Raw genomic sequence first — 12,817 nt, 5'->3', positions numbered from 1 at the left:
GCATCCGCTCGATCGCAGATGGCACTACTTTGTCAGGACATTCTGTGTAAACTGAGGGCAATCGCCCACGGCACCGGCAGAAAGTTGTACGACGCAGTATGACCATCACGACAGCATCGCCATTCGACGTCATCACCATCGGACGCGTGGGCATCGACCTCTACCCGACGCGCGACGGCGTGCACCTCGAAGACGTCGACACGTTCACCAAGTCGGTCGGCGGCAGCGCCACGAACGTCGCGATCGCAGCGGCCCGCCATGGGCGGCGCAGCGCGGTCGTCACCCGCACCGGCGACGACGCATTCGGCCGGTACATCCGGCGGGAGCTCGACGGGTTCGGGGTCGACCCCCGGTTCGTGGGCGCCGAGCCCGCGCTGCTGACCCCCCTCACCTTCTGCGAGATCTTCCCTCCCGACGACTTCCCGATCACCTTCTACCGCAAGCCGAAGGCGCCCGACCTCGAGATCACGGTCGAGAGCCTGCCGCTCGACGACATCCGCTCCGCCGCGGTCTACTGGTCGACGGTCACGGGGCTGAGCGAGGAGCCGAGCCGCGGCGCCCACCACGCCGCGTGGGCCGCGCGCGGCCGCCGCTCCGGCACCGTGCTCGACCTCGACTACCGGCCGATGTTCTGGAGCTCCGTCGACGATGCACGGCGCGAGGCCTCGGCAGCCCTCGACTCGGTCGCGATCGCCATCGGCAACCTCGACGAGTGCGAGGTCGCCGTCGGCGAACGCGATCCGTACCGGGCGGCCGATGCACTGCTCGACCGCGGCGTCGAGATCGCCGTCGTCAAGCGCGGCCCGGCCGGCGTGCTCGCGAAGACGCGCGAGGAGACCGTCGAGCTGCCCGCGCTCACGGTGCAGGTGGTCAACGGGCTCGGCGCGGGCGACGGCTTCGGCGGCGCGTTCTGCCACGGCCTCCTCTCGGGCTGGTCGCTCGAACGCATCCTCACCTTCGCGAACGTCGCGGGCGCGATCGTGGCCACCCGGCGGGAGTGCTCGACCGCGATGCCGACGAGCGCCGAGGTCGCGCGCTTGGCCGGCGAGCGTGGTCTCGGTGGCTTCGACGGGATCGACCCGGCCGCGAACGAACCGGTCATCGCAGGCGCTCCCGGCGCCCGGCACGGGCGCGACGAAGGAGACGCCGATGCATCCTGAGGCGCCCCTGCGATTCCTCGACGACGAGCGGTTCGCCCGGCTCCGCGATCGCCGTGCCGTCGACCCGACGGCCATCGCCGAACGGTTCGCCGCGCGAACCCGACGGCCGGTGCTCGGCGACAACGGCCGGCTCTTCATCGTCGCCGCCGACCACCCGGCCCGCGGCTCACTCGGCGTCGGCGACGAGCCGATGGCGATGGCCGACCGGTACGAGCTGCTCGACCGCCTCGCCCTCGCGCTCAGCCGCCCGGGTGTCGACGGCGTGCTCGCGACGCCCGACATCATCGACGACCTCGCACTGCTCGGCGCCCTCGACGGCAAGGTCGTCGTCGGGTCGATGAACCGCGGGGGGCTGCGCGGCTCGAGCTTCGAGATGGACGACCGGTTCACCGGCTACGACATCGACGGCATCGTTCGCGACCGGCTCGACTTCGCGAAGGCGCTGCTGCGCATCAACCTGCAGGACGCGGGCTCGGTCGCGACGATCGAGGCCTGCGCCGCTGCTGTGACCGCGGCCGCCGCGGCCGGCGTGCCGATCATGATCGAGCCCTTCATGAGCACGCACGGCCCGACCGGCGTCGTCAACGACCTCACCGCCGATGCCGTGATCACCTCCGTCGCGATCGCGTCGGGGCTCGGCACGAGCTCGGCCTACACCTGGTTGAAGCTCCCCGTCGTCGACGAGATGGAACGGGTGATGGCCGCGACGACCCTGCCGACCCTCCTCCTCGGCGGCGAGCGCGGCGGCGACCCCGAGGCCACCTACGCCAGTTGGAAGCGCGCACTCGCCCTGCCCGGCGTGCGCGGGCTCGTGGTCGGGCGCACGCTCGTCTATCCTCCCGACGGCGACGTTGCACGAGCCGTCGACACCGCTGCGGCGCTCGTGCACGCCGGCTGACCGACGAGACCGAAGGAGCATCCGTGACGGAGCGGACGACGGCGACCGGCCGTGAAACCTGGTTCCATCCCCGGGCGAGCCTCGCCCGAGACGACTGGGACGTCGTGGTCGACGCATCCCTCGACGGCTGGCAGCACACCGGGCTCCGCACGGCGGACTTCCGCGAGCGGGAGCTCGAGCTTCCCGCCGGCGAGGTCGAGCGGCTCATCGTTCCCCTCGAGGGCGGATGCCTCGTGCGCGCGATCACCGAGGACGGCGCGGTGCACGAGGTCGAACTCGAAGGCCGGGCCTCGGTCTTCGACGGTCCGACCGACTGCCTGTACCTGCCCCCGGGCACGAGCGCGACCCTCAGCGCCCCCGGCACCGCCGCCGGCACCGGCCGCGTCGCGGTGGCCGAGGCGCCGGCGACCACGCGGCATCCGCTTCGGCGCATCGGCCGCGACGAGGTGCCCGTCGAGCTCCGCGGCCGCGGCCGCGCGAGCCGGCAGGTGCACGATCTCGGCACGCCCGCGGTGCTCGACGCCGAGCGGCTCATCGTGTGCGAGGTCATCACCCCCGCCGGCAACTGGTCGAGTTACCCGCCCCACAAGCACGACGAGGAGCTGCCGGACCGCGAGTCGCAGCTCGAGGAGATCTACTACTTCGAGCTCGCGCCGGCGCCGGGTGCACCCGCGGCCGCGAGCGGCGCCGGGGCCGACCCGTACGCCCTCTTCGCCGCCGCGTCGTCGGCGGCGACCGAGATCGAACTCGACGAACGGGTGCGCGCCGGCGACACCGCCCTCGTCCCCGGCGGATTCCACGGGCCCGCCGTGGCGCCGCCGACCCACGACCTCTACTACCTCAACGTCATGGCGGGGCCCGGTGATCGGGTCTGGCGCATCACCGACGAGCCGGCGCACGAGTGGGTGCGCGAAGCCTGGCAGCACGAGGCGGCCGACGACCGCCTGCCCTACATCCGCACGACGAATGGAGCTCGCCCGTGAGCCGGAACCCGATGACCAGGCGAATGACCGTCGGGCAGGCGCTCGTCGAGTTCCTCGCCCACCAGTGGACCGTCGACGGCGACATCCGCGAGCGCACGATCCCCGGCATGTTCGGCATCTTCGGCCACGGCAACGTCGCCGGACTCGGGCAGGCGCTCATGGAGTCGAACGCCTCGACGCCCGATCTCATGCCGTACTACCAGGCGCGCAACGAGCAGGCGATGGTGCACCAGTCGGTGGGCTTCGCCCGCATGCGCCGCCGCCGCGCGACCTTCGCGAGCACCGCGTCGGTCGGCCCCGGTGCGGCGAACATGCTGACGGGTGCCGCGCTCGCGACGAGCAACCGCCTGCCCGCGCTGCTGCTGCCGAGCGACACCTTCGCGACCCGGGTCGCCGACCCGGTGCTGCAGCAGCTCGAGCTGCCGCACGACCCGAGCCTGCAGGTCACCGATGCCTTCCGCCCGCTGTCGCGCTTCTTCGATCGCGTCGAGCGGCCCGAGCAGCTCTTCTCGATCGCGCTCGGCGCCATGCGCGTGCTGACCGACCCCGCGGAGACCGGGGCCGTCACGATCGCACTGCCCGAAGACGTGCAGGCCGAGGCGCTCGACGTACCGCTCGCCTTCCTCGCCGACCGGGAGTGGCACGTGCGCCGCCCGCTCCCCGAACCCGGCCCGCTCGCCCGAGCGGGCGCCGCCATCCGCGCGGCCCGCTCGCCCATGATCGTCGCGGGCGGCGGGGTGATCTACTCGGGCGCCGAGGAGGTGCTGCGCCGGCTCGTCGAGGCCACCGGCATCCCGGTCGGCACCACCCAGGCCGGCGGCGGGGCCATCCCCTGGGACCACCCCGCCTCGCTCGGCGGCGTGGGCGCCACCGGCACGACCGCGGCCAACCGGTTCGCCGCGGAGGCCGATGTCGTCATCGGCATCGGCACCCGGTACAGCGACTTCACGACGGCGAGCCGCAGCGCCTTCCAGCACCCGGATGTCACGTTCGTGAACGTCAACGTCGCACCGTTCGACGCGTACAAGCACGGCACCGAGCTGCCCGTGATCGCCGACGCCCGCACCGCGCTCGAAGCCCTCGAGGTCGAGCTCGCGGGGTACCGCGTGACGCCGGCGATGTCGGAGCTCGTGGCCGCCGAGCAGCAGTCGTGGAACGCCGTCGTCGACGCCTCGTTCGTGCCGTCGGGTCGCGATCGGCCGGCGCAGGCCGAGATCATCGGCGCCGTGCAGGCGGCGAGCGAGCCGCGCGACGTCGTCGTGCAGGCGGCAGGCTCCCTGCCGGGCGACCTGCACCGGCTCTGGCGCGTGCGCGACGCGCTCGGCTACCACGTCGAGTACGCCTTCTCGTGCATGGGGTACGAGATCGCGGGCGGTCTCGGCGTGCGCCGCGCCGCGCCCGATCGCGATGTCATCGTGATGGTCGGCGACGGCTCGTACCTGATGCTGCACACCGAACTCGTGACCGCGGTCGCCGAGGGCCAGAAGCTCATCGTCGTGCTCGTGCAGAACCAGGGCTACGCCTCGATCGGCAACCTCTCGGAGTCCGTCGGCAGCCAGCGCTTCGGCACGAGGTACCGCCGCTACGACCCGGCGACCCGCAACTTCCAGGGCACGGAGCCGTTGCCCGTCGACCTCGCCGCCAATGCGCGCAGCTACGGGATCGACGTCATCGAGATCGCCCCGGGCCCCGACGCCATCGCCGACCTCGGCCGCGCCATGGCGACCGCGAAGGCGTCGCCGACCTCGACGCTCATCCACGTCGAGAGCGACCCGCTGCTCGCCGGCCCCGACGGCGGCGGATGGTGGGACGTGCCCGTCGCCGAGACCTCCGCGACGCCGAGCGTGCAGGCCGCACGCGGGGAGTACGAGGAGGCCAGGCAGGCGCAGCGGCCGCTGCTCGGCTGAGCGCGAGCGAGCGGTCGGCCGCGGTCAGCGGTCGGCCGCGCGTGGCGGCCTCGCTCAGCAGCCGGCCGCGCTCAGCGGTCGACGAGCGTGACCTCGAACGAGTAGCGGTCGGGCCGGTAGCAGTGCTGCCCGAACTCCACGGCGACGCCCGAGTTGTCGAAGGCGGTGCGCGCCATCGTGAGCACCGGCGCGCCGCGCGACAGGTCGAGCAGCTCCGCCTCGCGAGCCGTCGCCGCGCGGGCCCCGATTCGCTGCTTCGCGACGCGCATGGTCACACCCCGCGCCCGCAGCAGCTGGTACAGCCCGTGCTTCTCGAGCGCCTCGCGGTCGAGATCGGTGAACTGCTCGGGCAGCACGTTGTCGAGGATCGCGAGCGGCACGCCATCGGCGCTGCGCAGCCGCTGCACGTGGAGCACCGGGCTGCCGGGGGCGATGCCGAGCGCCTCGAGCGCCGCTTCGTCGGCGGGCACGACCTCGACCGAGAGCACTCGCGTCTCGGGCTTCTGGCCCGATCGCTCGAGGTCCTCGTAGAGGCTCGTGAGCTCGACGTTGCGCGTCACCTTGCCGTGCACGACCTGCGTGCCGATGCCCCGGCGCCGCACGAGCAGGCCCTTGTCGACGAGGTCCTGGATGGCGCGCCGGATCGTCGGCCGGGAGAGGCCGAGCCGGGCCGCGAGCGCGACCTCGTTCTCGAGGCGCGCACCCGCGGGCAGCGTCTGGTCGAGGATCGCCTGCTCGAGTCGACTCGCGATCTGGTAGTACAGGGGCACGGGCCCCGAGCGATCGAGGTCGAGGAACAGCTCGACGGGGAGGCGATGCTCCAACTGCGCCATGGATTCTCCAGTTGTCCGGTTGTTCTGACAGTAGAGGGTCGTGGGCCCCTCGGCGTCACCCGTGATCGGGGGGCGTGTCGGCGACGCGCTGCCGGAAGGTCTCGATGCGGCTCGCTCCGATGACGGTCGTGGCGAGATCGACGTCGCGCTCGACGACCTCCCCGGCCAGGTCGGTGCGATCCCAACGGCCGGATGCCCCGGCGCCGAGCACCTGCGGCTCGGCCCGGTAGTTCACGAACCGCGCCTCGACGACCGGGTTCCCGGCGGCATCCGTCGTCGTGCGCAGCGACTCGAGCACGACGTCGCCCGCGACCTCGACGACCGGTGCGGTCGGCAGCTCGGATGCCTCGGCCGCTCCGCCGGCACCGGCGACGCCGCCGACGACGGTCGGACCGCCGCGCGTGCCGCGCGCCACCTCGGGCTCGACCCGCACGAGCTCGGCCCAGCGGGCTGCGCCCGACGCGGTCCATCCGGATGCCGACGGCAGGATCGCGAACTCGGTCGAAACCGGGGTGCCGAGGTACTGCGCGCCCGGCACGGCGAACTCGGCGCCGGCCGGCTCGTCGCGGAGCGGGTGCACGTTGACGCTCATCATGCCGACGGCGCGCACGAGCGTGAGCGCGATCGCGTCGACGCCCGCCTGCGGGTGGTCGACGATCTCGTACTCGGAGTGCTTCGTGACGATGACGCTCGCCCGCCCGGCATGCACGAAGCGGGCGACGGGATAGGTGGGCAGGGGGAACTCGCCGACCGAACCGGCTTCGCCGATTCGCCCGCGCTCCGTGACGGCGTACTGGCCGGCGGCCGATGAGCCCGGCAGTGCGGCGACACCGGTGGGCACGAGCACCCGCAGCCGGTGGTCAGCGGCCGGATTCACGAAGTCGACCCGCACGCGCAGCATCGGCTCGCCCTCGCGGAGTTCCAGCACGGTGTCGACGACGAGGTCGACGGATGCCGCTGCGCGCCGATCCCGGTCGACCGGGTCGAGTGCGGCGGGCACGGCGTAGCGGCGGCGCACCAGGAGTCGGCCGCGGATCGGGCCGGCCTCGAGCACGGTCACCTCGACCGACGTCGGGTCGGTCACCGCCGTTGTCGGGTCGACCGGCCCGTAGTTGTACGAGTCGCCGCGATCGCCCTCGTCGACGAGTCGCAGCGCATCGGCGAGCACCGTGCCGTCGGCGGCCTCGATGCGCACGCCGCCGAGCTCGTCGACCGTCGCGGTCAGTGCGCGATTGGAGAGCGAGTCGGGCGACACCGTCACCGGGTCATCCGTCGCCCGTGCGGTCGCGGGGTCGAGGCTCGCGACCCCGATGCCGCCGACGTCGATGCCCACCACGGCCCGACGGCGCGGGTCGGCGATGATCTCGACGCGCCAGACCCGCTCGCCCGAGGCGTCCGAGGCGATGCGCCGGTCGAGCTCCTCGGTGAACGCGGCCAGGTCGAAGTCGCCGACCGGCGCCTCGGCGACCTCGAACCGCAGACCGTCGTCGCTGAAGCGCCAGGCGTTGATGAGCTGGCCGAAGAGCTCGCGGCCGTGGATGCGGTTCAGCAGCTTCGGCAGTTCGGCGGTCGTGAGCCGTTCGTCGCCGAGCACTTCGGGCAGGGCGTCGAGCAACTGCACGCCATCGCCGAGCTCCAGCCGCTCGGGGTCGTGCAGGCGGATCTCGACGTGCGCCCGCCGAGCGAAGCCGGTCGGGTTCGCGACGACATGGCGGTCGGGTGCGACGGATGCCGCGAGCCGCTCCATCGTGCGCAGGATCACGCCGCGCGCGACATGGCCCGCCGCCGCGAGGCGCCCCTCGACCTCGACGGCGGTCGCGTCGACCCCGCACCCGGTGACGGAGTCGTGCGCGGTGCTCTCGACGAGCCGGTACCAGGCGGTGTCGAAGAACGCGCGGTGGTCGTCGGCGCCGAAGGCGGCGTCGAGCCGCTCCGCGGTGGAGAGCCGGCGTTCGGCGTCGGCCATCGCCTGCTTGAGGTTCGTGCGGATCGAGAAGACGCCCGGCAGGAGGTTGCCGCGGGTGTGCGCCCGGAGCTCCCCCGCGACGACCGGCAGGTCGGCGAGTGCGCCGTCGTCGCCCGCCGCCCACTCGGGAGCGACCGCCCGCACGTACCCCTCGATGGTGTCGACGGTCAGGCCGACGGCACCGCCCGATGCGTTCGCCGCCTCGACGAGCGGCATGAGGTCGGCGGGCGGCGCGCTGTGGTCGGTGCCGAGCATGCCGAGGATCGGGTCGGATCCGTACCAGCTCGCGACCGACTGCCCGTACTCGGCGACGAGTGCGCCCAGCTGGCCGGGCAGGGCGAAGAGGTCGAGGGCGTTGCCGTAGCCGTCGAGGAGGTACTCGGTGCGCACCGTCGAACCGTCGGGCGCGGTCCATGCGAACGCGTGGCGGTCGATCCGTGCGGGAACGCCGCGCCAGAGGGCGGCGTCGCGCAGGCCGAACCCGCGCAGCAGCTGCGGCATCTGCGCCGCGTGGCCGAACATGTCGGGCAGGTAGCCGACCCGCATCTCGGGCCCCAGCCGCCGACTCGACCGGAGGCCGAGCTCGAGGTTGCGCACGATCGTCTCGCCGTCGCAGAGGAACTCGTCGAGCAGGATGAGGAATGGGCCGATCGCGAGCTGCCCGCGTTCGATCGCCGCGACGACGCGCTCGCGCTGCTCCGGCCGGATCTCGAGGTAGTCGTCGATCGCCGCGGCCTGCCCGTCGAGGGTGAAGCGGTACCCGGGATTCTCCTCGAGCGTGCCGAGCAGCCGGTCGACCATGTGCACGAGCCGCAGCCGGAACACGTCGTGCGGCTCGTACCACTCGCGATCCCAGTGCGTGTGCGGCACGATCACGAGTTCATCGGGGGCGTCCATGGTCACTCCAAGCGGTGGTTCGTCGCGCGGTGGTTCGTCGCGCGGTGGTTCGGGGTGCGGTGGTCCAGGCGATGCCGGCTACGCGCAGAGCGCCATGATGCGGCGGTCAGCGAGCACGAGGTGGAACGGCCCGTCGGCGGGGTCGGCCGCGAACGCCTCGCGCGCCGAACGCACCGAACGACGCCGCCCGAAGCCGTCGACGAGCACGAGGCCCTCCGCGTCGACCGCGACGACCTCGTCGCCGAGCCGCACGAGTGCCGGGGCGCGCATGAGCTCGGGCATGAGCACCGTGCCGTCGAAGCTGCCGCTGCCCGTGATCGCCGTGCGTCCGGCGCGGACGCCGTCGAGGATCGCCTCGACCGAGTCGTCCGCCGCCGCGACCCACGTCGTCGGCGTGCCGGGGCGCTGCGGTTCCTCGACCATGTGCGTGTCGCTGCCGCCGAGCAGCGTCGCGCCCTCGGGCCAGGTGCGGAACCACGCGAAGGGCGCGGTCGAGATGAGCTCGAGGTACCAGGTCGAGTGCCAGAGCTCGACGGCGGCCGGCCGGCGTTCGAGTCGGTGCAGCCAGGAGCAGTCGCCCGAGATCGGGTGGTTGATGCTCAGGATGCCGCCGCGCCGCTCGACCTCGTCGACCCAGCGCTGCGCGGGCTCGCGGAAGTCGATCCAGCCGATGTCGCCGAACGCGTTCGCGTGGCCGCGGTGGGTCGTCACCTCCTGTCCGGGCAGGAGCGTGATGCCGTGCCTCGCGCCCTCGGCCGGAAGGTGTGCGTGATGACTCACCGTGTTGTGGTCGGTGACGGCCATGAAGTCGAGGCCGCTCGCCACGCCGAGAGCGGCGAGTCCGCCGATCGGCAGGCGCCCGTCGGAGTGGAGCGTGTGGCCGTGGAAGTCGCCCGCGAACCACGTGAGGCCGGGTTCGGCCGGCAGCCCGCGATCGCTGCCGCGCACGGTGCGCGTCGCGGGCGAGGCGCCCGGAAGCTGCGGCACCGCGCGCGATGCCGGGATGGTGACCTCGACCTCGACCTCGACGCCCTCGGAGGGGACCCGATGCAGGCCGAGCACGACGTTCCACTCCCCCGCCTCGGGCGCGCCCGGCAGGTAGCCGGGCGTCGCGTCGGCCGGGTGGATGACGAACTCGGTGCGGGCACCGCCCGACCAGCCGCGCCATCCGCTCGCCCCCTCGCAGCCGAGGTCGATGCCCGCGTTCGAGCCGTCGTAGCGGATCGCGACCTCGAGCGAATCGGTGCCGGGCGGCACCTCGAACGGCACGTCGAGGAACCGGTGCTCGTTCTGCGTGTCGACCGTGATGCGAACGGTGCGGCGGATCGTCGTCATCGCGTCAGCCGATGCGCTGCGTCGACTCGGCGTCGAAGAGCAGGGTCTTCGCGGCCTGCGGCACGAGCCAGCCGTGGTCGCCGGGGGCCGGCTCGTGGTCTTCGGGCACGACGACCTGGAACTTGTGCCCGCTCGCGTTCACGGCGATGAGCACGCTCGCGCCGAGGTTCTCGACGACGCTCACCTCCGCCGGGATCGCGCCCGGCTCCTCGCTCGTGACCCAACGCAGGTACTCGGGCCGGATGCCCCAGATCACCGACTGGCCGTCGCGCACGAGCGCCTCGGTGCCGACCGGCACGGGCACCGTCGTCTCGCCGATCGAGATCGCGCCGCCGGTCACCGAAGTCTCGATGAGGTTCATCGGGTTCGAGCCGATGAACCCGGCGACGAAGGTGTTGTTCGGCCGCTGGAACACCTCGCGGGGCGTGCCGATCTGCTGGAGCTTGCCCGCCTTCATGACCGCGATGCGGTCGGCGAGCGCGAGCGCCTCGGCCTGGTCGTGGGTGACGAACACGGTCGTGACACCGAGATCGCGCTGCAGCTCCTTCAGGAACGTGCGCGCCTCGAGCCGGAGCCGGGCGTCGAGGTTCGACAGCGGCTCGTCGAGGAGCAGCACGTCGGGTCGCGTCGCGACCGCGCGGGCGAGCGCCACGCGCTGCTGCTGCCCGCCCGAGAGCTGGCCCGGCCGGCGCTCGATGAGGCCCTGGAGCGAGAGGCCGTCGCCGACCTTCTCGGCCGTGGCGCGTCGCTCGTCGCGCTTGACGTGCTTGATCCGCAGCGGGTACGCGATATTGTCGCCCACGTCCATGTGAGGGAAGAGCGCGTAGTCCTGGAAGACCATCGCGACCCCGCGGGCGCCGGGCTCGGCGTTGGTGACGTCGCGGTCGCCGATGACGAGGGTTCCGGCGGTGATCGCCTCGAGGCCCGCGATCGAGCGCAGCAGGGTGGTCTTGCCGCAGCCCGAGGGGCCGAGCAGTGCGAAGAACTCGCCGTCGTCGATCTGCACGTCGACCTCGTCGACGCCGCGGACGCCTCCGGGGTACTCCTTGACGAGTTGAGTGGCGTTGATACCGGCCATCAGGACTTGATACCTCCATGGAAGCGGAAACCGTAGCGACGGTTGACGACGAAATAGATGATGAGCACGGGAGCCGAGAAGAGCAGCGCGAAGGTCGAGATGAGCCGCAGGTCGGCCTGTCCGCTCTCGGTGTAGAAGGTGTACATGAGCACCGCTGCGGGCTGCAGGTCGGGGCTGCGCAGCAGGATGAAGGGCACGAGGAAGTTGCCCCAGACCTGCACGATGGTCCAGATCGAGATGAACGCCAGGCCGGGCCGTGCGATCGGCGCGACGACGTCGCGGAGGATGCGGAACGGGCCGGCGCCGTAGAGCCGCGCCGATTCCTCGTAGGACTTCGGGATCGAGTCCATGAAGTCCTTGAGGATGAAGATCACGGTCGGCAGGATGCCGCCCGCGAGCACGAGGAGCACGCCGACGTAGGAGTTGATGAGGCCGAGCTGCGTGATGATCTGGAACGTCGGCACCATGGCTGCCGTGCCCGTCACGATCGAGGAGAGCAGCAGCAGCCCGTACAGGATGCCGTCGCGCCCCGGGATGCGGATGCGGCTCATCGCGTAGGCCGCGAGCGCACCGAGCACGACGACGATCACCATCGTGCCGATGCCGAGCAGCAGCGAGTTGCCGATGGAGCGCAGCGCGTAGGGGTTCTCGGCGAGGCGCGCGAAGTTGTCGAGCGTCCAGTCGGGCCACGACAACGACAGCGACGGCGTCGCGTCGAACGGTGCGAGCACGAGCCAGACCATCGGCAGGGCGAAGAGCACGCCCACGATCGTCATGATGACGGCGAAGGCGACTCGGGAGAGGAAGTGCCGCACGGTCGAGTTCGCCGCGACCTTCCGCACGGGGGTGGCGGTCATCGCTTCTTCCTTCCCTTCGACACGCGCACGTAGGCGAGCGCGATGACGAGGTTGATGAGCAGCATGATGAGCGAGATCGCGGCGCCGAGGCCGAGCTGGCCGCCGGGGATCGCCGTCTCGTAGATGTACACCGAGAGGATCTCGGTCTTGCCGTTGGGGCCGCCGGCCGTCACGAGGTAGGGCGTGAAGGTGTTGAACGTCCACAGGGTGATGAGCAGCGTGTTCGTGAGGATGTGCCCCTTGATGTTCGGCACGATCACGTCGCGGAGCTGCTGCCACCCCGAGGCGCCGACCATCTTGGCGCTCTCGATCTGCGACGGCGGAACGGCGCTGAGCGCCGAAGAGAAGAGCTGCATCGAGAAGGCGGTGCCGACCCAGATGTTGAAGATGATGATCGCCTGCATCGGGTGGTCGATCAACCAGGCGGTGCCCTCGGTGCCGAGCAGGCCGTTGATCGTGCCGCCCCGCCGGTCGAGCAGGACGAGCCAGAGGAACGAGGCGACGGATGCCGGGATGACCCAGGCGGCCAGCACGAGGCCCTCGATGAGTCCCTTCGTCCAGCCGTGGATGTTGCGCACCGACCAGGCGAGCCCGAAGCCGATGAGCGTCTGGCCGATGATGCCCGAGAAGAGCACGAAGATGAGCGTCAGCCAGAGCGAGTTCCAGAACGACGGGTCGGTGAGCGCCTCGACGTAGTTGTCGAGGCCGACGAACTCCGGCGACGCGGCCTGCAGGCCGGTGAGCCGGTAGTCGGTCATGCCGAGCCAGATCGTCCACACCGCGGGGAACAGCAGGAAGATGCCGATGAGGATCAGGGCGGGCGCGACGAAGATGCCCGCCCTGCCGCATATTTCACCCCGGACGGTCGATGTTTCCCGGGCACCCCGTCGGCAGCACCGGATC

Annotated in this window: 10 protein-coding genes; 4 read left to right on the top strand and 6 right to left on the bottom strand. The window is 71.8% G+C overall.

What is annotated here, in order from left to right; all coding sequences use genetic code 11:
* Nucleotides 1-98: 98 nt before the first annotated feature.
* Genes iolC through iolD form a run of 4 tightly spaced genes read left to right on the top strand, consistent with a single transcriptional unit; the run spans nt 99 to nt 4,948 of the window.
* On the top strand, nt 99-1,160 hold the full coding sequence (iolC, locus tag ACFTQE_RS18160) for a 5-dehydro-2-deoxygluconokinase (protein WP_376926382.1): 1,062 nt from the start codon (nt 99-101) through the stop codon (nt 1,158-1,160).
* Nucleotides 1,150-2,058: a class I fructose-bisphosphate aldolase gene (locus tag ACFTQE_RS18155; protein WP_376926381.1), complete on the top strand. Its 909-nt coding sequence runs from the start codon at nt 1,150-1,152 to the stop codon at nt 2,056-2,058. The genes iolC and ACFTQE_RS18155 overlap by 11 nt, the downstream gene beginning before the upstream one ends.
* A gap of 23 nt (nt 2,059-2,081) precedes the next feature.
* On the top strand, nt 2,082-3,041 hold the full coding sequence (gene iolB, locus ACFTQE_RS18150) for a 5-deoxy-glucuronate isomerase (protein ID WP_376926380.1): 960 nt from the start codon (nt 2,082-2,084) through the stop codon (nt 3,039-3,041).
* Nucleotides 3,042-3,052: 11 nt separating this feature from the next.
* Nucleotides 3,053-4,948, top strand: coding sequence for a 3D-(3,5/4)-trihydroxycyclohexane-1,2-dione acylhydrolase (decyclizing) (gene iolD / locus ACFTQE_RS18145; RefSeq protein WP_376926379.1), 1,896 nt, complete (start codon nt 3,053-3,055; stop codon nt 4,946-4,948).
* A gap of 71 nt (nt 4,949-5,019) precedes the next feature.
* Here the strand turns inward: iolD and ACFTQE_RS18140 are convergent, their stop codons facing one another.
* The 6 genes from ACFTQE_RS18140 to ACFTQE_RS18115 form a co-directional block, all read right to left on the bottom strand.
* Nucleotides 5,020-5,781, bottom strand: a complete 762-nt coding sequence (locus tag ACFTQE_RS18140) for a GntR family transcriptional regulator (protein ID WP_376926378.1) — start codon at nt 5,779-5,781, stop codon at nt 5,020-5,022.
* A gap of 55 nt (nt 5,782-5,836) precedes the next feature.
* Nucleotides 5,837-8,644: a hypothetical protein gene (locus tag ACFTQE_RS18135; protein WP_376926377.1), complete on the bottom strand. Its 2,808-nt coding sequence runs from the start codon at nt 8,642-8,644 to the stop codon at nt 5,837-5,839.
* Between the two features lie 78 nt (nt 8,645-8,722).
* Nucleotides 8,723-9,979 (bottom strand): CehA/McbA family metallohydrolase, encoded by a 1,257-nt coding sequence (locus ACFTQE_RS18130; RefSeq protein WP_376926376.1) that lies wholly within the window; start codon nt 9,977-9,979, stop codon nt 8,723-8,725.
* Between the two features lie 4 nt (nt 9,980-9,983).
* Nucleotides 9,984-11,057, bottom strand: a complete 1,074-nt coding sequence (locus tag ACFTQE_RS18125) for an ABC transporter ATP-binding protein (RefSeq protein ID WP_376926375.1) — start codon at nt 11,055-11,057, stop codon at nt 9,984-9,986.
* Nucleotides 11,057-11,914 carry a carbohydrate ABC transporter permease gene (locus ACFTQE_RS18120; protein WP_376926374.1) on the bottom strand — a complete coding sequence of 286 codons (858 nt, stop codon included), beginning with the start codon at nt 11,912-11,914 and terminating at the stop codon, nt 11,057-11,059. The genes ACFTQE_RS18125 and ACFTQE_RS18120 overlap by 1 nt, the downstream gene beginning before the upstream one ends.
* On the bottom strand, nt 11,911-12,817 hold a 907-nt coding region (locus ACFTQE_RS18115; RefSeq protein WP_376926373.1), incomplete at its 5' end, for a carbohydrate ABC transporter permease. The genes ACFTQE_RS18115 and ACFTQE_RS18120, both read right to left, overlap by 4 nt.

The sequence above is a fragment of the Agromyces sp. NPDC056965 genome (genome assembly GCF_042673425.1).
Classification (GTDB): domain Bacteria; phylum Actinomycetota; class Actinomycetes; order Actinomycetales; family Microbacteriaceae; genus Agromyces.
This window is presented reverse-complemented; position numbering and strand designations above follow the sequence as displayed.